The sequence below is a fragment of the Pantoea sp. CFSAN033090 genome, from assembly GCF_001264395.1.
Classification (GTDB): domain Bacteria; phylum Pseudomonadota; class Gammaproteobacteria; order Enterobacterales; family Enterobacteriaceae; genus Pantoea; species Pantoea agglomerans.
In genome coordinates, this window is the sequence record NZ_LGYX01000009.1 from 65,173 (window position 1) to 89,569 (window position 24,397).

Consider the following 24,397-nt stretch of genomic DNA (forward strand, 5'->3'; position numbering starts at 1 on the left):
CCTTTTAAGTCCTGAAAGTGAATTAATCCGCGAGGAACAACGGTCCCATCGACGGCTGTGGTAACGCAAAGTGGGATGGGTAATCCACCGCCACCAGATACAACCCCTCTGCCCGGGCTGTGGCTGCGGCTAATGTCCGATCCTTCGCCGCCAGCAGCGTTGCCATCCATGACTCCGGCTTATTGCCGCAGCCTATCTCCATCAGGCTGCCCACGATATTGCGCACCATGTGATGCACAAAGGCATTGGCTTTGATATCCACAATCACGTAGGGACCCTGACGCGTCACGTTGAGGTGAATCACGTTGCGCCACGGTGTACGCGACTGGCACTGCACGGCTCGGAATGAGGTGAAATCATTCTCGCCTAACAAACACTGCCCGGCGCGCTGCATCTTCTCTGCATCCAGAGGATGGTAAAAGTGCGTCACGCCCTGCGCCAGCACCGCCGGACGCAGACGCTGATTGTAGATCAGGTAGCGATAGCGTCGGGCCGTGGCGCTGAAGCGGGCATGAAATTCATCCGGCACCGCTTTCACCCAGCGCACCGCAATATCCGGCGGCAGATTAGCGTTGACGCCCAGCGTCCAGGCGCCATCAGGCCGCTGCGAGGTGGTCTCGAAATGGACCACCTGCCCCGTCCCGTGTACGCCTGCATCGGTGCGGCCAGCACAAAAAATGCTGACCGGATGATCGGCGACTTTCGACAGCGCGCGTTCTACCTTCTCCTGCACGCTGCGGACTTCATTCTGACGCTGCCAGCCGTAGTAACGGCTACCGTCATACTCGATGCCGAGCGCCAGTTTTTGCGTCTGACCATCGGACATGGTTACAGATACTCCTGAACCAGTTTCTCAGCGGTTTTCACCGCCATCAGCGCGCCGCCAAAACGAATGTTGTCCGCTACTGACCAGAACTGCAGCAGCTCCGGGATACCGTAGTCGTTGCGCACAGCGCCGATGCTCAGTTCGCCGTTGCCTGAGGCATCCGTGACCGGCGTCGGCACTTCATCCTCTTCGCTCAGACGAATATCTGACGCCAGCGCCAGTTCGGCACGCGCTTCTTCCGCAGAGAGCGGGCGCAGGTTTTCGATATGCACAATCTGCGCATTACCGTAGAACACCGGAGCCTGTACGCTGCTGACCGCAATCGGTAAGCCTTCGTCCTGCAATACCTTACGCACCTGATCAATCAGGCGACGCTCACTCTCCACGCTGCCTTCTGCGTCGGCCTGTTGTGGCATCAGGTTAAACGCCAGCTGACGACCAAAATGGTATTCATCGGCCGGAAGACCGTTCAGCAGGCGGGCACTTTCCCCGGCCAGCGCATCGACAGCCACTTTGCCGTAGCTGGAGACTGAGATCAGGTTAGTCACCTGTAAACGACTCAATCCGGCCGCATCCACCAGCGGTTTAATTGCGGTCAGCAGCTGGCTTACCAGGTTGTCCGCCACGCTGATGATGTTGCGATTGCGATAATCTGCCAGCACCTGCGGATTCACATCTGGCACCACCAGCGGCACATCGGGTTCCAGCGCAAACAGCTCGCTGCTGTCGATCACCAGACAACCGGCATTGGCCGCTTCATCGGCAAAGCGCGCCGAGGCGTCACGTCCCGCCACGAAAAAGGCCAGCTGCGCCTGTGACCAGTCGAACGTCTCCGCATTTTCGACCCGCACCGAGCGGCCTTCGAAACGTTTGATTTCGCCCGCGCTGTTTTCGCTGGCCAGCAAATATAATTCACCAACCGGGAACTGGCGTTCCGCCAGCAGTTCCAGTACAGCGTTCCCTACTGCGCCTGTCGCGCCAAGTAGCGCAATATTCCAGCCGTCAGACATGTTGGTTTACTCCAGACAATGACATAAAAACAGAAGGCGGTGATATTCATCGCCCAGGGATTCAGATTTATCCCCGTCGTCTTTCACGTTGCATCTTTGTTGGCTGCGTTCACTCACCCGAATCACTTACCTGAGTAAGCTCATCGGGATTCGTTCTCTTGCCGCCTCAATGCAACCCGAAATCCATTGGGTATATCCCCCCAGAACCCGCCGTCATGCAGACATGCCAGCAGCGCGCGCCTTCCGTTCACTGATTAATTCAGTGCAGAAATCGCGCCAGGGCGCCTGACCTGCAGCGCCCGCTATTCCGGGGAAATGATTGCGTTAAAGCCCAGCTGGTTCAGCAGCTCAGCGGTTGTGGCGTCATCGCAGTTCACCTGCAGCGATGACCACTCGCGGCGCTCCTGATACTGCTTGCGCAGGCGATCAAACTCGCCGGGTTTCGCCGCCACTTTACGCAGGGGGGCATCATCGCGGCGCACATCATACACCAGATGCGCCAGGCGTTTCAGCGTTGGCTGATCCAGCGGGCCATTCAGGGTGATTTCACTGAATTCCGGCACCGGCAGTAAGGTGCTGAGCGGCACCTGCTGCGGCTGACCAATAAAGTCGCACCAGGCTTCAAACACCTGGGTGGTGCCGCGCGCTTTGCCTTCCAGCGTGTAGCCCGCGATGTGCGGCGTGGCGATATCGACCTTATCCAGCAGCGCCAGCGACAGATCCGGCTCCGGCTCCCAGACATCCAGCACGACGCTAAGATCGTGCCGCATTTTCAGCACCTCCAGCAGCGCGCTGTTGTCCACCACCGGGCCGCGACAGGCGTTGATCAGAATAGTATTAGGCTTTAGCGCCATCAGCAGCGCCGCATCCGCCAGATGCCAGCTTTTATACGGGCCCTCTTTAAACAGCGGCGTATGGAACGTCAGAATATCAGCCTGCTCTGTCACAGCCTCCAGCGACAGGAAATCCCCCTCATCACCGCGATCGGCGCGCGGCGGATCGCACAGCAGGGTTTTGATGCCCCAGGCCTCAAGACGCTTTTGCAGTCGCCCACCGACGTTACCGACGCCAACGATGCCGACAGTGCGGTCACGCAGCTGGAAACCATCGCGTTCCGCCAGCAGCAACAGCGCAGAAAAAACATACTCCACCACCGCAATGGCGTTACAGCCGGGTGCGGCAGAGAACGCAATGCCCGCCTGCTGCAGCCAGTTCTCGTCGATATGATCGGTGCCCGCCGTGGCGGTTCCGACAAATTTCACCGGCTTTCCTGCCAGCAGGGCCTCATTAACCTGGGTGACTGAGCGCACCATCAGGCCATCGGCATCGGCCAGTTCAGCCACCGGCAGCGGACGCCCCGGCACCGCGACCACGTCGCCGGTACGGCTGAATAGCTCACGGGCATAAGGCATATTTTCATCGACCAGAATTTTCACCACGGCTTTCCTGTCAGTTACATATCAGGCAATTATTCTGGCACAAAGCGACGCGTTAGCCTAACCGCGCACGGTAGCGTTCGGGCGTGGTTCCCGCCTGTTGCTGGAACATCACAATCAGCGCCGAAGCTGAACTGTACCCCAGCTCATGGGCGATGCTCTGCACGCTTTCCCCCTGCTCCAGCAGCACAATGGCGCGCAGAAACCGCAGCCGCTGCCGCCACTCGCCAAAGGTCATATGAAGCTGCTGCTGGCAGCGACGCGCCAGCGTCCGTTCGGTGGTAAAGACCCGCGCCGCCCAGCCTGCCAGCGTGGTGTTATCGCCCGGATGCGCTTCCAGCGCATGTAACACCGGCGCCAGAAATTTATCGTCAGAGGTGGGCAGATAACTCTCCTGTACCTGAGCCAGCTGCAGGCGATCGCGCAGCACCTCGCACAGCCGCCACTGCGCATCCGTTTCGGGTTGCTCGATTTGCTGCTCAGCAAACTCATCCAAAATGGCATGTGCAATGGGATCGACCAGCAGCAGGCAGGCGCGCCGGGGCAGATCGGCGCATAACGGAGCCGCCAGATTAAAAGTACGGAACTGTGCCTGACGATGGTTATAGCTACTGTGAAGCTGACCCGGTGGGATCCAGACCGGAATATCTGCCGGTGTCAGCAATCGCTCACCCTCGACCTGCATCTCCAGTACGTGGCTTTTCACCATAATGAGCTGACCCCAGGCATGCGCATGCGGCAGATATTCGGTGCGGGCATTGGCCTGCTCATAACGCATAAAGTAGCGCAGTTGCGGCGCGTCAAGGGGCGGCTGGTAGATCACTTTCAGGGTCATTATGTCCGCTCCACAACTAATTTTGTCCGATATTAACTATCTGAATAAATCCGGACAAGCGTACACTGCGCCTCATTATGGCGTGTGGAGAGTCAGCATGTTTTTCCTGTACCCGCTCTTTGCGGTAATAATCTGGTCGATCAACTCAATTGTCAGCAAACTCTCGGCGGATGCGATCGATCCGGCGGCGATCTCATTCTACCGCTGGTTACTGGCCCTGCTGGTGCTGACGCCCTTCGTGCTGCCCGGCGTCTGGCGCACGCGACAGGTCATTAAACCGCACCTCTGGCGGCTGGCGATCCTTGGCCTGCTCGGCATGGTGCTCTATCAGAGTCTCGCCTACTACGCAGCACAAAGTGTCAGCGCACTCTTTATGGGCATTATCGGCGCCCTCATCCCCCTGCTCACCGTGCTGCTGAGCGTGGTGATCCTGCGGATTGCGCCGACGCTCGGCATCCTGCTCGGCAGCATCATCTCCTTTAGCGGTCTGGTGTGGCTGGTCAGTGAGGGTAATGTGATGCAGCTGCTGAATCATGGCCTGGGCAAAGGTGAACTGCTGATGCTGGCCGCCTCCGCCGCCTATGCGCTGTATGGCGTGCTGACACGACGCTGGGCACTGCCGCTGCCGATCTGGCAAAGCCTGTATGTGCAGATTTTATTTGGTGTCGTGCTGCTGTTGCCTGGTTTTCTGCTGGCCCCCGAGGTGGCGCTTAACCGGCACAACCTGCCGCTGGTGGCCTTTGCCGGTCTGTTTGCTTCGATCATCGCGCCGTTCCTGTGGATCCACGGTGTGCAGCGTCTGGGTGCCAGCACCACCAGTATCTTTATGAATCTGATCCCGGTATTTACCGCGGTGATCGCGGTGATTTTCCTGCATGAGCAATTACACAGTTACCACTGGATTGGCGGCGGTCTGACGCTTGGCGGTGTGATACTGGCGCAGCGGCTGCGTACCCCCTTATCCCGCCGTAAACCGGTGAGTCACCCTCAGCCCTGAATAGCGCGGTCGGCAGATTACGGGTAGCGGCTGCGGCGAGTGAGGGCGCTGTTGAGGATGGCAGTGAAGAAAGGCTACGGCTGAAGCGTAAATCTCGTGCCGAAACGCATGTCCCCCGTGGGATTTCCCGGGGGCTTTTGCTATCATGGCCTATTCATTTTCCGGCGCACCCCACGCTGTTCTGTTTTCCCAAGGAATCCGCCATGCAACCACTCAGCGGCCCCGGTGTGCCGGTCGGCGATCGTTCATCTGTCAATCCGCAAACTGGCGTAACGCGTCACGGTTCAGTGGCCGGTGAACAGCCCCTCTCCCCTGCGCAGCGCACAACGTTAGAACGCCTGATCGTGCGTATCTCATCGCTCAGTAATCTTAAAGCGCCTGAACTGTGGGCGGGCGTACGCCATGAAGTGGGCGTAAAGAGTGAAGCGGAATTACAGTCGCGTCATTTTCCGGCAGCGGAACAGTACCTTAATGGCCGCCTTACGCAGACGCAAAATGGGCATGCCACACGCCAGCTGATGACCCAGCTCACCGATCTGCTGCCGAAAGGGAATAACCGTCAGGCCGTCAGCGACTTTATCCGTCAGCAATTTGGTCAGACCGTACTGAGCGCGCTGAGCCAGGATCAGCTGCGCCAGGTGCTGACGATGCTGCAGAACGGGCAGATGACGATTCCTCAGCCGCAGCAGATCCGCGTCAGCGATCGCACGCTGCTGCCTGCCGAGCACCATACGCTGAATCAGCAGGTGGTACGCCTGGCCGCTGCCACTGGCGAATCCACCGGTAAGCTGTGGACGGCTGCGCTGAAACTGGTCAATCTGACCAGCGGTGATCCCATCCCGTCGCGCCACTTCCCGCTGCTGACCCAGTATCTGCAGGTGCGCCAGACGCTGAGTCAGCACAGTGCACCGACGCTGCAATTGCTGGAAGCGTCCCTGAAACAGCCGCTTGATCAGCAGGAGCGGCAGCAACTGGAGGACTACAGCCAGCAGCGTTTTCAGGCGACACCGCAGACGGTGCTCACCGTAACGCAGACCCAGGATCTGCTGAACTTCCTGTTCAGCCGTCGCGCCGACCGGGCAGAAAAACTTCTCGAACAGCCGCTGTCTGCCAGCGAGATTAAACCGCAGCCGATCTGGTCGCCCTTTGTTGCGTCGCTGCCGCCCGCGATTCAGCCTCTGGCAGAGCGCCCCCTGCTGGGTTTCTTTGTCGCTCTGGTTGTCATCACCCTTTTGCTCTGGCTGGTCCTCTGAGTTAACAGCCACAGAATGCTTTGGGCGCGGCGACTGGCCATTCGCCCGGTGCATCACCCCAGGTCAGCGGATGACCGTCACGTTTCCAGAAATCCAGCCCGCCAATCAACTCCTTCACCTGAAATCCCAGCGAGGCCAGTTTCCAGGCCGCTTTCGTCGAGCCGTTACAGCCAATGCCGTCACAATACGTGACATAAACTTTACTGCGATCAAGCCGGGCCGTCGTAGTGGTATCCATCTCGCGATGCGGAAAGTTGATCGCGCCGCAAATATGCCCGGCGCGATAAGCCTCCGGCGCGCGAGCATCGATTACCACGATATCCGGGATTTGCCGTTCCAGATCTTCCGCCAGATCCCAGGCGTCGGTGTAAAAAGCGAGTTTTGCCTGCAGATAGTCGAGGCTTTGCTGCGGGGTGGCGGCCGGAATTCGTAAAACCGATGACATAGCGATTCTCCTGTTGTGGTGAGTCTGCAGTTTACGGCAAAGTGGACTGCTTACTGATACCCATTCCCCATCAGGTATAAGACCCATATGTCTTCACCGTTATTACAACTTTTTCAGCATCAGACCAGTGGCGGCGTGCGCGAGCGGCTCTGCTCTACCCTGCGACTGGCGATCAACCGGCACCATCTGCATGCTGGTCAGCAGTTGCCGTCCAGTCGGCAGCTGGCGCAGGATCTGCGTCTGTCACGTGTGACGGTGGAAGCGGCCTACGGACAGCTGGAAAGTGAAGGCTATCTGCGACGCGAGACCGGTCGCGGTACTTTTGTTGCCATCATCATCCCCACCCACTCATCATCATTTCCGGCCCGGCCTCAGCCCGTCCGTTTCTCGGCGCGGGGCCAGCAGGTACTGGCAACCGGTGGCTGTCAGGATCCCCCTTTTCCCCATGCATTCGCCGCCGGTTCACCGGAGTTACGCGCTTTTCCCCATGACACGTGGCGACGCCTCGGCAGCAGCGTGCAGCGTTCACTGGGCAGTGCCGCAATGGGATACGGCGATCCCTGCGGCTACCTGCCGTTACGCAGCGCACTCGCGGATTATCTGGCACTTTCCCGGGGCGTGGCATGCCAGCCGGAACAGGTGATCATTCTGACCAGTTCACAACAGGCACTGCAGTTACTGGCTTTGATGTTCGTCGATCCCGGTGATGAGGTATGGATGGAGGAGCCGGGCTATCCTGGTGCGCGTAACGCCTTTCTGGCTGCCGGCGCACAGGTGCGCGGGATTGAGGTCGATGCCGAAGGTGCCATCCCCGCCAGCGGCAGTGCAAAACTGATGTATCTGACGCCATCGCATCATTACCCTACCGGCGTGACGCTGAGCCTGACGCGACGCCTGGCGTGGCTGGACTGGGCGCAGCGCAACCGGTGCTGGCTGATTGAAGACGATTATGACAGCGAATTTCACTACGACGAACGTCCTATCCCTGCGCTACAGGGACTGGATCGCCATCAGCGGGTGATTACGCTGGGCACCTTCTCGAAGTCGCTGTTTCCCTCCCTGCGGCTGGCCTGGATGGTGGTCCCGCCCGCGCTGATTACCCCCATAGGCCAGGCACGCAGCGTGCTGGATGGACACAGCGCCCTGCTGCCGCAGGCTGTCACAGCCGCCTTTCTGCAACAGGGACATTTCGCCAGCCATCTGCGGCTGATGCGTCAGCTCTATCACAACCGTCGCGATCTGCTGCTGACGCTAATCGCTCAGCAACTGTCGCCGTGGATCACGCCGATTGTCAGCAGCGGCGGATTACAGGTAACTGTCAGACTGCAACAGGATGAAGCGCGATTAAGCGCATTGGCGGCTCAACAGGGTTTGCTGCTGCCGCGTCTGAGTCCGCTCTATGCCGGGCCTTCATCTCAGCAAGGCTGGATGCTGGGCTTTGCCGCACTGACGCCTGACGAGATTGTGGCAGGATGCGATACATTGCTGCGGCTGCTGCAGCGGGAGGGCTAAAACGGAGGGTTGAACGAGGTAAAGCGGATGGGCTGTAAAACAAAAAGGGCCGGCAAGCCGGCCCTTCAGAGTGCTGACGTAATAATTACGCCTGATATTTACGCATGGTCAATGTGGCGTTGGTACCGCCAAAACCAAAGCTGTTAGACATCACGGTAGTCAGCTCTTTTTCCATCGGCTCAGTGACGATGTTCATACCGGTTGCTGCCGCGTCAAGCGAGGTGATGTTGATGCTTGGCGCGATAAAGCCATGCTCCAGCATCAGCAGCGAGTAGATCGCTTCCTGCACGCCAGCCGCACCCAGAGAGTGGCCGGTCATCGCTTTCGTTGCTGAGATGTATGGCGTGTTATCGCCAAACACTTCACGAATCGCGCCCAGCTCTTTCACATCACCCACCGGGGTAGAGGTTCCGTGGCTGTTCAGATAGTCAATTGGGGTATCGACACCGTGCATCGCCATCTTCATGCAGCGCACTGCGCCTTCACCTGATGGAGCAACCATGTCTGCACCGTCTGAAGTGGCACCATAACCGACGATTTCGGCATAGATATGCGCACCACGTGCCAGCGCATGCTCCAGTTCTTCAACGACGACCATGCCACCGCCACCGGCGATAACAAAGCCGTCGCGCTCATTGTCATAAGTGCGTGACGCTTTTTCTGGCGTGTCGTTGTAACGGGTAGAGAGCGCGCCCATGGCGTCGAACTCACAGGCCATTTCCCAGCACAGCTCTTCGCCGCCGCCCGCAAAAACGATATCCTGTTTGCCAAGCTGGATCTGCTCAACGGCGTTACCGATACAGTGCGCAGAGGTGGCACAGGCGGAGCTAATCGAGTAGTTTACGCCATGAATTTTGAATGGCGTTGCGAGGCAGGCAGAGACGCCAGAGGCCATCGCTTTGGTGACAACATAAGGGCCAACCGCTTTCAGGCCGCGTGGGCTGCGCATTGCGTCAGCACCAAATACCTGGAAACGTGGGGAGCCGCCGCCTGAACCCGCAATCAGACCCACACGTGGGTTGCTCTGATACGCTTCAGCGCTAAGGCCAGAATCTTTAATCGCTTCTTCCATGGAAAGATAAGCATAGATGGACGCATCACTCATAAAGCGCACAACTTTGCGATCGATGAGGCCGGTGGTATCTAATTTAACGTTACCCCAGACGTGACTACGCATGCCGGAATCTTTCATCTCTTCAGAAAAGGTGATGCCAGAGCGTCCTTCACGCAGAGATGACAGCACCTCCTGCTGGTTATTACCAATACTGGAAACGATCCCTAAGCCAGTAATCACAGCACGTTTCATTCAATCTTCCTCATCCACTTCTTCTTAATTGGCATGCACTCTAGCGTACACTTGTACGCCGAACAAGTCCGATCAGCTATTTCCTTTTGTAAATTTGCGTCATGTCACGCGGGTCGCTAGAATCGCGCCACTGCCTGAAAAACGAGCCTTTACCGTGAAATTGACCCCGGTTGAACATGCAAAGCTAAACTGGAATGAACAGGGTACACCTGTTTCCCGAGCGTTTGGCGATGTCTATTTCTCTAATGACAACGGTCTGGAAGAGACACGCTATGTCTTCCTTGGCGGCAACGGTTTTCCCCAGCGTTTTACTGAGCATCCGCGCGATCTGCTGATCGTGGCGGAGAGCGGTTTTGGCACCGGTCTTAATTTCCTGACGCTGTGGCAGGCGTTCGATGCGTTTCAGCGCGAACAGCCCGACGCCACTTTAAAACGTCTGCATTTCATCAGCTTTGAGAAATTTCCGTTAACCCGTGAAGATTTAACTGCGGCGCAGCAGCACTGGCCCGAACTGGCCCCCTGGGCGGAGGCGCTGCAGGCGCAGTGGCCCGCTGCCCTGCCCGGCTGTCAGCGTCTGCTGTTTGATGGCGGCCGCATCACGCTCGACCTGTGGCTGGGCGATATTAACCTGCTGATGGGCCAGCTGGATGAGAGCCTGAATCGTCAGGTAGATGCCTGGTTCCTGGATGGGTTCGCGCCCTCAAAGAACCCGGATATGTGGACGCCGGAGCTGTTCGGCATGATGGCAAAACTGGCGCGGCCGCAGGGGACCTTCGCGACCTTTACCGCCGCAGGCATTGTCCGGCGCGGTCTGCAGCAGGCGGGCTTTGCGGTCATCCGCCGCAAAGGATTTGGTCCGAAGCGCGAAATGCTATGCGGGCCGTTGCAGGATGCGCCTCCGCTGCCCGCCGCACAGCCCTGGTATCATCGTCAGGCTGCGGAGCAGCGTGATGTAGCCCTGATTGGCGGCGGCGTCGCCAGTGCCACCCTGGCGCTGGCGCTGCTGCGTCGCGGCTGGCGGGTAACGCTTTATTGCGCCGATGAGGCGCCCGCGCTGGGCGCATCCGGCAACCGTCAGGGAGCGCTCTATCCGCTGCTCAATCAGCACGACCCGGCACTTGCCACTTTTTTCCCCTCGGCCTTCAGCTTTGCCCGGCGGCTCTATGATCAATTAACCGTCACCTATGAGCATCACTGGAGCGGTGTGCTGCAGCTGGGCTGGGATGAGAAAAGCCGTAAGAAGATCGATCAGATGCTGGCGATGGACCTGCCTGAAATCATCGCCTGTGGCGTCGATGTGGCAGAAGCTGAAAAACGGGCAAATGTTGAACATGGCTGTGGCGGCATTTTCTATCCGCAAGGCGGCTGGCTCTCACCGGCAGAGCTGACCACCGCGATGCTGGCGCATGGCGAAACCCAGGGATTGCGCATTCACTGGCTGCACCGGGTGAGCGCGCTTTCCCGTGAGGATGATCACTGGATGCTGACGTTCAGCGATCGTCCGGCGGTACGTCATCCGACCGTCGTACTGGCAAACGGTCATGCGATTGCTGACTTTGCGCAAAGCGCCCCGCTGCCGACCTATCCGGTGGCCGGTCAGGTAAGCCATGTTCCCTCCACGCCGGGCCTCAACGCGCTGCAAACGGTGCTCTGTTACGACGGCTATCTGACGCCTGTCAGCCCGCAGTTTGGTACGCACTGTATCGGGGCCAGCTATCACCGTGGCGATACCGCAACCGCGTATCGGGAGGAGGATCAGCAGGAGAACCGCAGCCGCCTGCTGCACTGCCTGCCTGACAGCAGCTGGGCCGAAACGGTGGATGTCAGTGACGGAGAGGCAAGAATGGGGGTGCGCTGCGCCACCCGGGATCACCTGCCGATGGTGGGCGGCGTGCCGGATTATGCTGCTACGCTGGCGCAGTATGCTGATTTACCGGCACAGCAGGCGGCAGGCAGCGATATCGCTGACGCACCCGATCTTGCGGGCTTGTATCTGTTTGGGGCGCTGGGATCGCGCGGCCTGTGCAGTGCGCCGCTGGCGGCCGAAGTACTGGCAGCTCAGCTGGCGGGCGAGCCGCAGCCTCTGGATGCCAGTACCCTGGCAGCACTCAATCCGAATCGTTACTGGGTGAGGAAATTACTGAAGGGAAAAGCCGTTTAGCGGACGCTAAGGGCGGCATGCCGCCCTGCACCATTACGCGGAGAGCTGGCGTGCCTGAACAAACAGGTTATCCCACATCCCGACCACTAATGCCTGATCGCGCGGCGAGAGTTCTCCGGCAGCAATGGCATTTTGCAGACTGCGGCTCACCTGAATCTGCAGCGCTTCTGGCGTATGTTCGCCCAGTTGCTCCACTTCAGCGACCGCCAGTGTCAGATGCCCGCGCAGATAACCGCTGGCGAACAGCTCATCGTCACTGGCATGCTCGACCATGTCGTCAATCAGGGCCAGAATACGCGCTTCAAATTCTGCGATCATCTCAATTCCTCTTTTAATAATGCCTTTCTGCATCACAGATCGTCCGGCCAGGGAAACTGCGATGCTGTTAATGAAGGCCTGCCATAAAATTCCGCCAGGGCGGTAATAAAACGCGCGGGACGGTCGGGAATGCCCGACGTCAGATAGCTCATGACCTGAGCATGCACTTTACGCTGGAACGCAATGCGATCCGGTTCACAATCCCCGTCGAGATTGTCACAACTCACGTTGAAGGGAAAGCCTGCCGCCGTACAAAACATCCACTCCAGCGCCTGTGGCTTCACTTCCACCGCTTCAAACTGACTCTGGGTCAGCGCATCGCGGCCATCCGGACAGTACCAGTAGCCAAAATCGACCAGTTTGCGGCGCGCTTCACCGGCGATGCACCAGTGAGAGATCTCATGCAGGGCGCTGGCGTAGAAGCCGTGAGCAAAGACCACACGGTTCCACGGCGATTCGGCATCAGCAGGAAGATAGATCGGTTCATCATCGCCTTTAATTAGACGGGTCTGAAATTCATCGCTGAAACAGCGATCAAACAGCGTGATCAGCTGTTCATAATGATGAGTCGGGTTCATGACGGTATCAGGTTTTAGGTTACGATTGCAGCGTGGCAAGCCAGGCCATAACGGCGCTGCCATGGCTGTCCCACAGTAATTTAATGCTCATGACGGCAGACACAATCACCACCATCGGGCGGATCAGCTTCTGTCCGCGGCTTAGCACCAGTCTTGCGCCCAGACGCGCGCCGCAGAAAGCGCCGAGCATCATGATCAGGCCGGTTCCCCACACCACTTTGCCGCCGAACATAAAGAACAGCAGGCTGCCGAGGTTCGAGGTGAAGTTGAGGACCTTGGCATGGGCGGTCGCTTTGGCAAGGTTGTAGCCACAGAGCGTGACGAAAGCCAGCGCATAAAAAGAGCCTGCGCCCGGTCCGAAAAATCCGTCATAGAACCCCACAGCCCCGCCGCCGACCAGGGCAAAGGCCAGACCCTGCAGACGGCGCGCGCGATCCACTTCGCCGAGTCGCGGCATCAGCAGGAACCACAGACCGATAGCGATTAAAAACAGCGGCAGCATCTGGCGCAGGAAATCCGCCTGCAGGCGCTGAATCAGTATCGCGCCCAGCACGGAACCCAGCAGCGTCATGGCAATGTTCAGCCACTGTTCATTCAGATTGACCGCACCACGCCGGATAAAGTAGAGACTGGCGGAAAACGATCCGCCGACCGATTGCAGTTTATTGGTCGCCAGCGCCTGGGCCGGAGAGAGGCCCGCCGCCAGCAACGAAGGTACCGTAAGTAATCCCCCGCCACCCGCGATTGAATCAATAAAACCGGCGAGCATGGCGATTAAAAACAGCAGCCCGACGAGCAGCGGGCTGACCACAAACCAATCCATGGAATCCCTTACAGTAGATGTTTATCCAGCAGGGCCTGACAGGCAGGCGGTAATGGCGGCGGCTCACGTTTCACCGGCGCGCCCGAGCCAGGCTGTTTTGGCAGGAACCAGCTCTGCAGCTCTGCGCCACAGCCATCGCCAGCAGGCGGTGCAGGCTGATCTTCACAGCCGATACTGCCCGCCGGGCAGCGCAGGCGCACATGCATATGGGCACGGTGAGCAAACCACGGGCGCACTTTACGCAGCCAGTCACGATCGTTACCCGCATCGGCACAAAGCTGCTTTTTAATCGCCGGATTGACGAAGATCCGTGTCACATCATCATCTTTGGCGGCCAGTTTAATCAGGCTATCAATTTCTGGCTGCCAGTGGCGCGCAATCACATTTTTGTCACCCGGCCCGACCAGATCGAGCGGCTGCGGCTTCAGCAGTTGCTGGGCGCTCCAGCGGGTTTTTGGCAGTTGCAGCCAGATATCGACATCCAGTCCGGTCTGATGGCTGGCGTGACCGCTGCTGAAACGTCCGCCTGCTGCCATGCCCATGTCGCCTATCAGCACGTTGCCCAGTTGCAGGTTATGCACCTGCGTACTGAGACGCTGAATAAACTGAATCAGATCGGGATGACCAAAGTAGCGCCGCTGATCCTGACGCATCACCTGATAGTGCGGTGAATTCAGCGGCAGCGCCTCGGCGCCAACAATACAGCCGTTGGCAAAGCCGCCGATTGACTGCGGTGCACCGGTAATCGGCTGCTGGATGCGTTGCCACGGCGTCGCCGCCAGGCTGGAGGCGCTGATCAACAGCGCACTCAGGGTAAGCAGAAGAGCCTTCATGGCATCACCAGCGCGGTACGGAGCTGTTAACGTCACCGTTCTGCGCCCGCTGGCGCAGCAGATGATCCATCAGGACGATCGCCATCATCGCCTCGGCGATCGGCACTGCGCGGATCCCGACGCAGGGATCGTGGCGGCCTTTGGTGATCATCTCCACTTCTTCGCCGTCGCGGGTAATGGTTTTACCCGGCACGGTGATGCTGGAGGTTGGTTTCATCGCCAGATTGGCGCTGATGGTCTGGCCGCTGCTGATGCCGCCCAGAATCCCCCCGGCGTGGTTGCTCTGGAAACCATCGTGGCGGATCTCGTCGCGATGCTGGCTGCCGCGCTGGTTAACCACCGCAAAGCCGTCGCCGATTTCAACGCCTTTAACGGCATTGATGCTCATCAGCGCATGTGCCAGATCGGCATCCAGCCGGTCAAATACCGGCTCGCCCAGGCCTGGCGGCACGTGATCTGCCATGACCGTGACTTTAGCGCCAATGGAGTCGCCCTCTTTTTTCAGGCCGCGCATCAGTTCATCCAGCGCCTCCAGCTTGTCCGCATCCGGGCAGAAGAACGGATTCTCTTCCACGATGCTCCAGTCTTTCAGCTCACAGGCGATGTCACCAATCTGTGACAGATAGCCGCGCACCACGACACCGTGTTTCATCTGCAGGTATTTCTTGGCAATCGCACCGGCCGCCACGCGCATCGCGGTTTCGCGCGCCGACGAGCGTCCACCGCCACGGTAGTCGCGCTGACCATATTTCTGCTCGTAGGTGTAATCAGCATGGCCCGGACGGAAGAGATCTTTGATAGCGCCGTAATCCTGCGAACGCTGATCGGTATTTTCAATCAGCAGGCCAATCGAAGTACCGGTAGTCACACCCTCAAAGACACCGGACAAAATTTTCACCTGATCCGGCTCGCGGCGCTGCGTGGTATAGCGCGATGTGCCAGGACGGCGGCGATCAAGATCATGCTGAATATCCGCTTCGGTCAGCGGAATACCTGGCGGCACACCATCAACGATACAGCCCAGCGCAAGCCCATGGGACTCGCCAAAGGTCGTTACTCGAAAAAATTGTCCGATGCTGTTTCCGGCCATGCTGTTTCCTTCTCAGGGTTCGGCGGGCGATGCTTCGCCCCACTTTTAGTCTTTGTAAAAAGAGAAATGCTGTTTTGCGTCGACAATCTGCTGGCGCGTCAGCGTAAAGACGCCATCACCGCCGTTGTCGAATTCCAGCCAGGTAAAGGGCACGTCGGGATACTGCTCGATCATGTGCACCATGCTGTTGCCCACTTCGCAGACCAGGACGCCCTGCTCGCTGAGATAATCCGGTGCACAGGCCAGAATGCGGCGTACCAGCTTCAGGCCGTCGCTGCCTGCCGCCAGCCCCAGCTCCGGTTCGTGGCGATATTCGTTCGGCAGATCATCCATATCTTCCGCATCAACATACGGCGGATTGGTGACGATCAGATCATATTTCAGCGGTGGCAATTCGCGGAACAGGTCAGCGCGAATCGGCGTAACCTGATGAATCAGGCCATGTTCTTCAATGTTCTGCTCGGCAACCGCCAGCGCACCGGTGGAGATATCCACCGCGTCCACTTCCGCTTCCGGGAAGGCATAGGCGCAGGCAATCGCGATGCAGCCGCTGCCGGTACACATATCCAGAATATGATGGGGTGGCGTGCTGACCAGACCGGCAAAGCGGTTCTCAATCAGTTCGCCAATCGGTGAACGCGGCACCAGCACGCGCTCATCAACAAAGAACTCGTGGCCGCAGAACCAGGCTTTATTGGTCAGATAGGCGACCGGAATGCGCTCGTTAACGCGACGAATGACGCGCTCAACGATCAGAAGACGTTCGCTGGCGGTCAGACGCGCATTGCGCATATCTTCAGGAATATCCAGCGGCAGCCAGAGTGACGGCAGGACCAGTTGAACGGCTTCGTCCCAGGGATTGTCTGTGCCATGTCCGTACCAGATTCCGGCAGCGGAAAAGCGGCTGACCGCCCAGCGCAGCATGTCCTGAATGGTGTGCAGTTCGTTCACTGCCTCATCGACGAAAATTTTGTCCACGTAGCCCTCCGCAGGCCTTTTGCTAAATCGGCCAGTAGTGTGCCATGAAGCCGGGGAGAATTCAGCGCAGCGAGGTGAAAAAGCTGACATTTAATGACGCTTAACGGTAAGGTATCGGCTCTGCTGTGTGACAGCCTTTTCTGATATGACTGACCTGCCATGAGTAAAAAAATACCACTAAGCCCGGATGACCAGGCGCTGTTTCGCCAGTTAATGACGGGTACACGCCAGTTAAAACAGGACACGTTTGTCCACAAAGCGCCGGTTAAAACCCGCCACATTCCGGTAAAGCGTCTGCTTTCAGAGCAGGCGGACAACAGTCATTACTTTTCGGATGAGTTTCAGCCACTGCTCTCAACGGAAGGTGCCACCCGTTATGTGCGCGCCGATGTCAGCCATTTTGAGCTGAAAAAATTACGTCGTGGCGACTATACGCCAGAGATTTTCCTCGATCTGCACGGCTTAACGCAGCAGCAGGCCAAGCAGGAACTGGGTGCACTGATCGCCGCCTGTCGCCGTGAACATCTGTTCTGCGCCAGCGTCATGACCGGTCATGGAAAGCATATTCTGAAGCAGCAGACGCCGCTGTGGCTGGCCCAGCATCCGTGGGTGATGGCTTTTCATCAGGCACCCAAAATGTTCGGCGGTGACGCCGCGCTGCTGGTTTTGATTGAGATTGAGGAGTGGCAACCGCCTGAATTGCCCTGAGAGGGGCCGGAATGATCGGCCCACAGACGTCAGATTGCTTTAGCCAGCTTTTTGGGACTGACCTGCCACAGCAGTTTACCGGCACTCGCCGCGGGATCGAATTCCACGCAGGCAATAGCGGAAGTGGCAAACATTGGCGGTGCTTCCTGCGGGCACAGTTCAGAGACTAAATACCCCACCAACGGTAAATGTGAGATCACCAGAGCCGATTTCACGCCTTCATTCGCCAGGGCCTGCAGATAACACCCGACCATCTCCGGATCGCCGCCCGGCGTTAATTCCGGCAGAACGTCCTGGCTTTCCGGCAGGGGAAAGGCTTCACGCACGGTCGCGAGCGTTTGCTGCGCGCGTAAATAGGGACTCACCAGGACACGCTCAATGTCCGGCGTCTGGCTGTTAAGCCAGTTGGCCATCTGACGTGATTCATTGCAGCCACATAAGGTTAAAGGCCTGACTGAATCACTTGCTGCTTCCAGAGCCGCATCGCCGTGACGCATGATAAAAACTTGCATAAAGCACCGCTGTTGTTTGTCGACATCGCCCGACGCGTAGCGCCTGACTCTTCACTCTGCGAATGAACGCTGTGTTTTACCCTAATGGCTTTAGTATAGTCAACCGGTTGTTTATTAAATAAGCACTTCTCAGAATCATGCTGCGCCGCACACTCTGGCGGCGCTTTTCTAAGCCGCTGAATCGGATTGGTTATTCCATTTTCAGCAGAAATGTAAAATTTCGTCTATTTTGCAGCCGCCTGAATCAGCGCCTCACAGGGTGTGAATCGTTCGCCATGCTGCTGCGCAAGCCGGGTTAATCTGTTGACCACTTCCGCCGCGCCCAGTTTGTCCATGTAGTGGAACGGGCCGCCTAAGAAAGGCGGAAAGCCGATGCCAAACACCGCACCGATATCCCCATCGCGGGCGCAGCGAACCACCTGCTCATCAAGACAGCGTGCCGCTTCGTTCAGCATCATCATCACGCAGCGTTCAGCAATCTGCGCTTCACTCTGCCTGGCCTGCGGCGAGACTTTCAGCAACGTATACAGCGAAGCGTCCGGTTTTTTACGCTGCCAGCGCGGCTGGTCATAGCGATAAAAGCCTTTGCTGTTTTTACGTCCCTTGCGGCCATCTTTCAGCACCGCATCAAAAGCGGCTGGCGCGGCAAAGCGTTCACCATAAGCCTGATACAGGATGGGGCTGATTTTGCTGCCAACGTCGATACCGACCTCATCCAGCAGCTGAATCGGGCCGACCGGGAAACCAAACTTCACCAGCGCCCGATCAATATGGTCAATCGGTTCGCCCTCCAGCAGGCAGCGCATCGCTTCATTTATATAGGGCGTCAGGATGCGGTTAACATAGAAGCCAGGCTTGTCCGCCACCACAATCGGAGTTTTACCCTGGCTGCGCGCCAGCGCCACAATCGTCACCAGCGTCGCGGTAGAGGTATTCAGATGAGGAATCACCTCCACCAGCGGCATTTTCTCTACCGGACTGAAATAGTGCAGCCCGATGACGTTCTCAGGACGCTGGGCGCCGGCGGCGATCGCCTCAATCGGCAGCGAAGAGGTATTTGAGGCAAACAGCGTATGCGGCTGACAGTGTGCCTCCACTTCGCTGACCATCTGCTGCTTCAGGGCTAAATCTTCGAATACGGCTTCAATTACCACGTCGCGCTGTGAGAAGCCCTGATAATCGATGCCGCCCGTGATACGTGCCATCTGCTGCTGACGCTGTGCCGGAGAGAGCTGGCGGCGTTTAACCTTTTTGCTCAGCAGTTCCCAGCTGGTTTTCAGCGCATGGTTCACCCCTTCCAGGCTGATATCTTTAATGCGTACCGGCAACCCGGCATTGATTGCGGTGACGCTGGCGATGCCGCCGCCCATCAGGCCGCCGCCGAGGATACCAACACGCTTAACGGTGCCGGGTTCCGCTTCACCGCCCCGCTCCTTTTTCATGGCCGTAGTCGCGAAAAAGATCCCGCGCAGCGCAACAGATTCTGGCGTCATCGCCAGCTCACCAAAAGCGCGTGCTTCAGCCTCATGTCCGGCCCGACTTCCCTGCTCCAGCCCGATGCGCACCACCTCAATAATGCGTTTTGCCGCCGGATAGTTACCCTGCGTTTTGGCTGCGGTCTGTCGGGTCGCCAGCGCAAACAGCGCCTGACGGCCAACCGGACCATGCAGCAGACGATCGCGCAGCGGCAGCGTTCGTCCACTAATCTTGCCCTTTTTCACCCGGGCAATGGCGGTCTCCAGCAGAATCGCCTGCGGCACCGCGTCATCGACCACGCCCAGCTTACGGGCCTGTTTCGCCCGCAGGGCTTTGCCAGTCAGAATCAGTGGCAGCGCCTGCTGCACGCCGATTAAGCGTGGCAGCCGCTGAGTGCCGCCAGAGCCTGGCAGTAAGCCGAGTTGCACTTCCGGCAAACCGAGGCGGGTTTTATCATCCAGCGAGCAGATACGGGCATCACAGGCCAGCGCCAGTTCCAGCCCGCCACCGAGGCAGGCGCCGTGGATTGCCGCGACCACCGGGAACGGCAGCGCGTCGAGCGCAGCCATTACTTCCTGGCCCTGTTTTGCCAGCGCTTCGGCTTCCTGCGCGCTCTTACAGCGGTCAATCATGCTGATGTCTGCGCCCGCGATGAAGTTGTCCGCTTTGCCGGAAATCAGCACCAGGCCAGCCAGTTGCGGATCGCGTCGCGCTTCCGCAATGATGGCGGTGATCTGCCCGGCAAATTCCGCTTTCAGGGTGTTCATCTTCTCACCAGGGACATCGATCGTAATGATGCCGACGTGATCCAGTCGCATCTTCAGATGAAACGCATTCTGCTCCATTATTCGGCCTCCAGAATCATTGCCGCACCCAGGCCGCCTGCCGCGCAGGCCGTGACCAGTCCTAACCCGCCACCGCGACGGCGTAATTCATTCAGCGTCTGGGTGATCATGCGCGCACCCGTGGCGGCAAAAGGATGACCATAGGCGATCGATCCGCCCAGCACGTTAAAGCGCTCTTCATTCACTTCGCCTAGCGCATGTGGCCGATTCAGCACCTCACGGGCAAAGCGCTCGTCGCGAAACATGTGCAGGTTGCTCAGCGTCTGGGCAGCAAAAGCTTCATGCATATCGATCAGCGTCAGATCGGCCAGGGCTATGCCGGCGCGATCCAGTGCCAGTGGTGAAGCGTAAGCCGGGCCCAGCAGCATATCCTGCTGCACACCAATGGCGGTAAAGGCGTAGCTGCGCAGATAGCCCAGCGGCCTGATGCCCAGTTCACGGGCGCGGCCCTCGCGCATCAGAATCACTGCCGCCGCGCCGTCGGTGAGAGGCGTGCTGTTGGCCGCGGTGACGCTGCCGTGCTGGCGATCAAATGCCGGACGCAGTCGGGCGTAATCCTCCGCTTTGGCGTTCATCCGCACGTTATTGTCCTGATCGATGGCGCTTTTCCACGGCGGCACAAAGGCTGCCATGACTTCCTGATTCAGTACCCCGGATTGCCAGGCCCTTGCGGCATGCTGATGGGATCGCAGCGCCAGCGCATCCTGTGCTTCGCGCGTGATGCCGTGACTCTTAGCCATCTGCTCCGCAGTGTCGCCCATGCGCAGGCCGGTCGAATACTCCGCCACTGCGGGCGGGACCGGCAGCAGATCACGCGGACGCAGACGCCGCAGGATGTGCAGTTTTTGACCGAAGCTGCGGGCTTTATTGAGATCCACCAGCGCGCGGGCCAGCGTTTTACTGACCCCAATCGGCAACACCGACGAAGAGTCTGCGCCACCGGCGATACCAGCAGAGATGGTGCCCGCCAGCAGACTTTCTGCCACATTCGCTACCGCCTGAAAGCTGGTGGCGCAGGCACGGCTGACGCTGTAGGCATCGGTATGCACACTCAGCCCGCTGCTTAATACAATTTCACGCGCAATGTTCGGCGCTTCCGGCATCTGCACCACCTGCCCAAAGACCAGTTGCTCGATCACCTCAGCCGGCAGTTCACTGCGCGCCATTAATTCGCTGACCACCATACGTCCCAGCTCAATGGCGGGAATGCCATGGAAGCCGGTCGCCTGGCGTAAGAAAGGGGTGCGTAATCCGTGGGTTATTGCGATGCGTTCACCATCACGCGTCAGCAGCGGCTGCGCTTTGCTCATTGTTCTCACCTGTGGCTGGGACTGTGGCATCATTGCCTGAAGAGGTCTGACCTGATCAGTGTTAACCACAAGCGGGTGAGCCGCCAATATCGGAAGGGAAAAAGTGCGAAGGGAAACACGAAAATGAAAAACGCCGCAGTGACGCGGCGTAATGGGACTTAACGCAAACCGAGCTGAAAAATCATGGTTTCAGCCTGGCAACTGAAGGTGAAATCGATATCCAGCTGCACTCCCTGATCCACTTCGCTGAAGCGCGATTCAATCAGACAGGGTTCTGATTCAACCTCGCGGGCACGTTCGGTCAGTTGCGCTAATTTCGCTTCCGCATCGGCACGCTGCGCAAACCATTCTGACCAGCTGGCGGTGCAATCGGTGTTATCCATTACCGTGCCGACATCAACACAACAACAGGCTGCGGTTTCGGTCGCACTGCATTTTTTAATGGCATCAGTCATTTCATTCTCCAGACCAGCAATTGCATAGGTTGAGCGATTTTATGGACGAAATCTTACCTGCTCGCTGAAAGATGCGCCACGCACCTGTTGCTAAGTGACGAATATCACAATAAAAATTGATCCAGAACAAACTGGAATGGTTATGCTGTCCAGGATCAGGGGCTTTTTGTTATGCAGATCGAATTTTAAGCGATCAAACCTGAAATATTTTAAAAACAATATTGCAACATGCACACAGGTCGGACCTATACTCTCCGCACTGGTCTGATATGTGCGCTTTACATCAGTCCCTACAATCCGCCGTCCTTTGTTACGCGACGTTATAGCGTTAAATAATAATTCACATGAGGTTGTGGTCATGAACCATAAAAACCTGTTTGCAAAGTCAGCCGTGGCGGCTGCAGTGGCGCTTGTCTCTTCCCACGTTTACGCTGCTGGGTTTCAGTTAAATGAATTCTCTTCGATTGGTTTAGGTCGCGCATATTCAGGCGAAGGGGCAATGGGTGATACCGCGGCGTCTGCCAGCCGTAACCCGGCGACAATGGCGTTAATGGATCGCCCGGAATTTTCTATCGGGGCTGTCTATATTGCGCCGGATGTAAATATCAGTGGTCGCAGTCCCAGTGGCCGCAGCCTGGATGCGAATAATATTGCCCCTAATCAGTGGGTACCCAATATTCACTACGTCCAGCCCATCAACGATCAGTGGTGGATTGGCGCATCTGCAACCTCAAACTACGGCTTAGCAACAGAGTTTAATAATGGCTACACCGCTGGCGGTTACGGCGGTAAAACTGACCTGATGACCGGCAATTTAAATCTCAGCACCGCTTATCGGTTTAATGAACATTTTAGTGCAGGCATCGGTTTTGATGCGGTTTACGCTAAAGCCAAAATTGAGCGTTATGCCGGTGAGTCAGGCGCGCGGCTGGGGGTTCCGGCTGATACGCAGGTGGCCCATCTGAAAGGCGATGAGTGGGGCTACGGCTGGAATGCTGGCATCCTGTATGAAGTGGATGAAAATAACCGCTTCGGCTTTACCTATCGTTCAGAAGTGAAAGTTGATTTTGATGGCGATTACAAAAGTAATCTCTCATCCCGGCTGAATGCGGTGAATAATCCGGAAGTGTCAGGCGTACCTTTTGGCACCAACGGCACCACCGTTCCAGGCGCGTTAACGCTGAATCTGCCAGAGATGTGGGAAGTGTCGGGCTGGCATAAAGTGGCACCGCAGTGGGCGGTTCACTACAGCATGGCTTACACCAGCTGGAGCCAGTTCCAGGAGCTGAAAGCCACTGGCTCTAACGGCCAGACACTGTTCTATAAAGATGAAAGCTTCCACGATGCCTACCGCATTGCACTGGGTACGACCTATTCCTACGACAAGAACTGGACGTTCCGTACCGGTATTGCGTTTGATGACAGCCCGGTTCCGGCCGATAAGCGCTCTATCTCCATCCCGGACCAGGATCGTTTATGGCTGAGTGCCGGTACTTCTTACGCCTTTAACGATGATGCCTCAGTTGATTTAGGCATCTCTTATATGCACGGACAGAAAGTGACGGTGAAAGAAGGTCCTTATACCTTTACCTCTGAAGGCAAGGCCTGGCTCTACGGCGCGAACTTTAACTACAAGTTCTGACCGGATGTTACGATCAAAAAGGGCGACTCTGGTGAGTCGCCCTTTTTTGTGGACGTGGATCGCTTAATGGCTCAGGGAGCATACGCCCTGCGCAAAGAGGCAAAAACCGCCATCTCTGGCGGCGCATCGCGGGCGATTACTCGGCGTCAATATCCTTCAGGTCATCCTGAATCGCGGCTGCGTTAGGATTATCTTCCGGCTTGAGCTTGCCGCCGCGCGCCAGGAAGTCGTGACGCTGGAAGTAAGCGTTACGGATGAAGGCGTACGGATCGCTCTGCTGTTTCAGGATTGCATCAGAGTCCAGCAGCTGCGCGCGGGTCTCAATCCCTTCAAGCGTCCATTTACCAATCGACATTGGCCAGGTCAGCCAGCCAAGGATCGGATAAAGCGTATCAACGTAGTCGCCGCCATCCTGACGCACCGTGAAGCTGCCGTAAGCAGGCAACTCAACGTAAGGCCCGTAGCCGACGCCATAGTGACCCAGCGTGGTACCGAAACGGTGCGGCTCTTCACGCGCCAGTTCCGGATTCGCTTTACCGGCAACGTCAATGAAGCCGCCCAGTCCCAGCACGCTGTTCAGGAAGAAACGGGTGAAGTGAATACCTGCATCACGTCCGTTACCGATCAGGATGGCGTTGACCATGCTGGCAGGTTCTTCCAGGTTGCCGAGGAAATTGCTCAGGCCGGTACGTGCCGGCACCGGCACATAATCACGCCAGGCCACAGCGACCGGACGCAATACATACGGATCCAGCACGTTGTAGTTAAAGTTAAACATCGTGCGGTTAAAGCCTTCGAACGGATCGCTGCGCTGAGCAGGATCGCTATTCGCCGGCTTTGAACTGGCACAACCTACCAGAAGGACGCTGGCGACAGCCAGGCTGGTCAGGCGATAATTCATTCCAATCTCCCTGTGCGGATGAAAAAGGTCTACCCATCGTTCAGGTCACAGCCCGGTATCGTATCGACTTACCCGATGAGCATAGCTGACTTTGTGCCAGAGGCAGCAGGCAATGGCACGCATCATCCTGAACGCGGTCAGTTGATG

Annotated in this window: 23 protein-coding genes; 6 read left to right on the plus strand and 17 right to left on the minus strand. The window is 57.7% G+C overall.

What is annotated here, in order from left to right; all coding sequences use genetic code 11:
* Positions 1 to 22: 22 nt before the first annotated feature.
* The 4 genes from truA to AFL22_RS10810 form a co-directional block, all read right to left on the minus strand.
* Complete coding sequence (gene truA, locus AFL22_RS10795; RefSeq protein WP_008926481.1) at positions 23 to 826, minus strand: tRNA pseudouridine(38-40) synthase TruA; 804 nt, start codon at positions 824 to 826, stop codon at positions 23 to 25.
* Positions 827 to 828: 2 nt separating this feature from the next.
* Positions 829 to 1,836 (minus strand): aspartate-semialdehyde dehydrogenase, encoded by a 1,008-nt coding sequence (locus AFL22_RS10800; RefSeq protein ID WP_052271386.1) that lies wholly within the window; start codon positions 1,834 to 1,836, stop codon positions 829 to 831.
* A gap of 302 nt (positions 1,837 to 2,138) precedes the next feature.
* Positions 2,139 to 3,272, minus strand: a complete 1,134-nt coding sequence (gene pdxB, locus AFL22_RS10805) for a 4-phosphoerythronate dehydrogenase PdxB (RefSeq protein ID WP_033778724.1) — start codon at positions 3,270 to 3,272, stop codon at positions 2,139 to 2,141.
* Positions 3,273 to 3,327: 55 nt separating this feature from the next.
* Positions 3,328 to 4,107, minus strand: coding sequence for a helix-turn-helix transcriptional regulator (locus tag AFL22_RS10810; protein WP_033772307.1), 780 nt, complete (start codon positions 4,105 to 4,107; stop codon positions 3,328 to 3,330).
* 97 nt (positions 4,108 to 4,204) lie between these two features.
* Between AFL22_RS10810 and AFL22_RS10815 the strand changes: the two genes are divergently transcribed.
* Both AFL22_RS10815 and flk read left to right on the plus strand, forming a co-directional pair.
* Positions 4,205 to 5,104 (plus strand): DMT family transporter, encoded by a 900-nt coding sequence (locus AFL22_RS10815; protein ID WP_052271387.1) that lies wholly within the window; start codon positions 4,205 to 4,207, stop codon positions 5,102 to 5,104.
* Positions 5,105 to 5,307: 203 nt separating this feature from the next.
* The gene (gene flk / locus AFL22_RS10820) at positions 5,308 to 6,357 is read left to right on the plus strand and encodes a flagella biosynthesis regulator Flk (RefSeq protein ID WP_052271388.1); all 1,050 of its coding nucleotides are present in this window, start codon (positions 5,308 to 5,310) and stop codon (positions 6,355 to 6,357) included.
* A 1-nt stretch (position 6,358) separates the two neighbouring features.
* Here flk and AFL22_RS10825 read toward each other — a convergent pair whose 3' ends face one another.
* The gene (locus AFL22_RS10825) at positions 6,359 to 6,802 is read right to left on the minus strand and encodes a rhodanese-like domain-containing protein (RefSeq protein WP_050679676.1); all 444 of its coding nucleotides are present in this window, start codon (positions 6,800 to 6,802) and stop codon (positions 6,359 to 6,361) included.
* Between the two features lie 87 nt (positions 6,803 to 6,889).
* Here AFL22_RS10825 and AFL22_RS10830 point away from each other — a divergent pair, with 87 nt between their 5' ends.
* On the plus strand, positions 6,890 to 8,314 hold the full coding sequence (locus AFL22_RS10830) for a PLP-dependent aminotransferase family protein (RefSeq protein ID WP_052271389.1): 1,425 nt from the start codon (positions 6,890 to 6,892) through the stop codon (positions 8,312 to 8,314).
* Between the two features lie 85 nt (positions 8,315 to 8,399).
* Here the strand turns inward: AFL22_RS10830 and fabB are convergent, their stop codons facing one another.
* Complete coding sequence (gene fabB / locus AFL22_RS10835) at positions 8,400 to 9,620, minus strand: beta-ketoacyl-ACP synthase I (protein ID WP_010257968.1); 1,221 nt, start codon at positions 9,618 to 9,620, stop codon at positions 8,400 to 8,402.
* Between the two features lie 154 nt (positions 9,621 to 9,774).
* On the opposite strand from fabB, the gene mnmC reads away from it, so the two are divergent.
* Positions 9,775 to 11,781: a bifunctional tRNA (5-methylaminomethyl-2-thiouridine)(34)-methyltransferase MnmD/FAD-dependent 5-carboxymethylaminomethyl-2-thiouridine(34) oxidoreductase MnmC gene (gene mnmC, locus AFL22_RS10840; RefSeq protein ID WP_031292721.1), complete on the plus strand. Its 2,007-nt coding sequence runs from the start codon at positions 9,775 to 9,777 to the stop codon at positions 11,779 to 11,781.
* Between the two features lie 33 nt (positions 11,782 to 11,814).
* Here mnmC and AFL22_RS10845 read toward each other — a convergent pair whose 3' ends face one another.
* Genes AFL22_RS10845 through prmB form a run of 6 tightly spaced genes read right to left on the minus strand, consistent with a single transcriptional unit; the run spans position 11,815 to position 16,401 of the window.
* Positions 11,815 to 12,099, minus strand: a complete 285-nt coding sequence (locus AFL22_RS10845; protein ID WP_003854283.1) for a YfcL family protein — start codon at positions 12,097 to 12,099, stop codon at positions 11,815 to 11,817.
* Between the two features lie 32 nt (positions 12,100 to 12,131).
* The gene (locus AFL22_RS10850) at positions 12,132 to 12,677 is read right to left on the minus strand and encodes an elongation factor P hydroxylase (protein WP_003854284.1); all 546 of its coding nucleotides are present in this window, start codon (positions 12,675 to 12,677) and stop codon (positions 12,132 to 12,134) included.
* A gap of 19 nt (positions 12,678 to 12,696) precedes the next feature.
* The gene (locus AFL22_RS10855) at positions 12,697 to 13,500 is read right to left on the minus strand and encodes a sulfite exporter TauE/SafE family protein (RefSeq protein WP_010671439.1); all 804 of its coding nucleotides are present in this window, start codon (positions 13,498 to 13,500) and stop codon (positions 12,697 to 12,699) included.
* Positions 13,501 to 13,508: 8 nt separating this feature from the next.
* On the minus strand, positions 13,509 to 14,333 hold the full coding sequence (mepA, locus tag AFL22_RS10860; RefSeq protein WP_010257953.1) for a penicillin-insensitive murein endopeptidase: 825 nt from the start codon (positions 14,331 to 14,333) through the stop codon (positions 13,509 to 13,511).
* 4 nt (positions 14,334 to 14,337) lie between these two features.
* On the minus strand, positions 14,338 to 15,423 hold the full coding sequence (gene aroC, locus AFL22_RS10865; RefSeq protein ID WP_010257950.1) for a chorismate synthase: 1,086 nt from the start codon (positions 15,421 to 15,423) through the stop codon (positions 14,338 to 14,340).
* 45 nt (positions 15,424 to 15,468) lie between these two features.
* On the minus strand, positions 15,469 to 16,401 hold the full coding sequence (gene prmB / locus AFL22_RS10870; protein ID WP_052271390.1) for a 50S ribosomal protein L3 N(5)-glutamine methyltransferase: 933 nt from the start codon (positions 16,399 to 16,401) through the stop codon (positions 15,469 to 15,471).
* 159 nt (positions 16,402 to 16,560) lie between these two features.
* Here prmB and smrB point away from each other — a divergent pair, with 159 nt between their 5' ends.
* On the plus strand, positions 16,561 to 17,109 hold the full coding sequence (gene smrB / locus AFL22_RS10875; protein WP_052271391.1) for an endonuclease SmrB: 549 nt from the start codon (positions 16,561 to 16,563) through the stop codon (positions 17,107 to 17,109).
* A gap of 29 nt (positions 17,110 to 17,138) precedes the next feature.
* On the opposite strand, the gene sixA is transcribed toward smrB, so the two are convergent.
* The 4 genes from sixA to AFL22_RS10895 all read right to left on the minus strand — a co-directional run bounded on the left by sixA (position 17,139) and on the right by AFL22_RS10895 (position 21,707).
* Positions 17,139 to 17,621 (minus strand): phosphohistidine phosphatase SixA, encoded by a 483-nt coding sequence (gene sixA / locus AFL22_RS10880; protein ID WP_010257941.1) that lies wholly within the window; start codon positions 17,619 to 17,621, stop codon positions 17,139 to 17,141.
* Between the two features lie 224 nt (positions 17,622 to 17,845).
* Entirely contained in the window at positions 17,846 to 19,942 is a 2,097-nt protein-coding gene (fadJ, locus tag AFL22_RS10885) for a fatty acid oxidation complex subunit alpha FadJ (protein WP_052271392.1), read from the minus strand.
* The gene (gene fadI, locus AFL22_RS10890) at positions 19,942 to 21,252 is read right to left on the minus strand and encodes an acetyl-CoA C-acyltransferase FadI (protein WP_052271393.1); all 1,311 of its coding nucleotides are present in this window, start codon (positions 21,250 to 21,252) and stop codon (positions 19,942 to 19,944) included. Before fadI ends, fadJ begins: the two co-directional genes overlap by 1 nt.
* Before the next feature lie 158 nt (positions 21,253 to 21,410).
* On the minus strand, positions 21,411 to 21,707 hold the full coding sequence (locus AFL22_RS10895; RefSeq protein WP_010671435.1) for a YfcZ/YiiS family protein: 297 nt from the start codon (positions 21,705 to 21,707) through the stop codon (positions 21,411 to 21,413).
* Positions 21,708 to 22,065: 358 nt separating this feature from the next.
* Here AFL22_RS10895 and fadL point away from each other — a divergent pair, with 358 nt between their 5' ends.
* Positions 22,066 to 23,349, plus strand: coding sequence for a long-chain fatty acid transporter FadL (gene fadL, locus AFL22_RS10900; protein WP_010671434.1), 1,284 nt, complete (start codon positions 22,066 to 22,068; stop codon positions 23,347 to 23,349).
* Between the two features lie 136 nt (positions 23,350 to 23,485).
* Here the strand turns inward: fadL and mlaA are convergent, their stop codons facing one another.
* Complete coding sequence (gene mlaA / locus AFL22_RS10905; RefSeq protein WP_010257927.1) at positions 23,486 to 24,250, minus strand: phospholipid-binding lipoprotein MlaA; 765 nt, start codon at positions 24,248 to 24,250, stop codon at positions 23,486 to 23,488.
* Between the last annotated feature and the right edge of the window lie 147 nt (positions 24,251 to 24,397).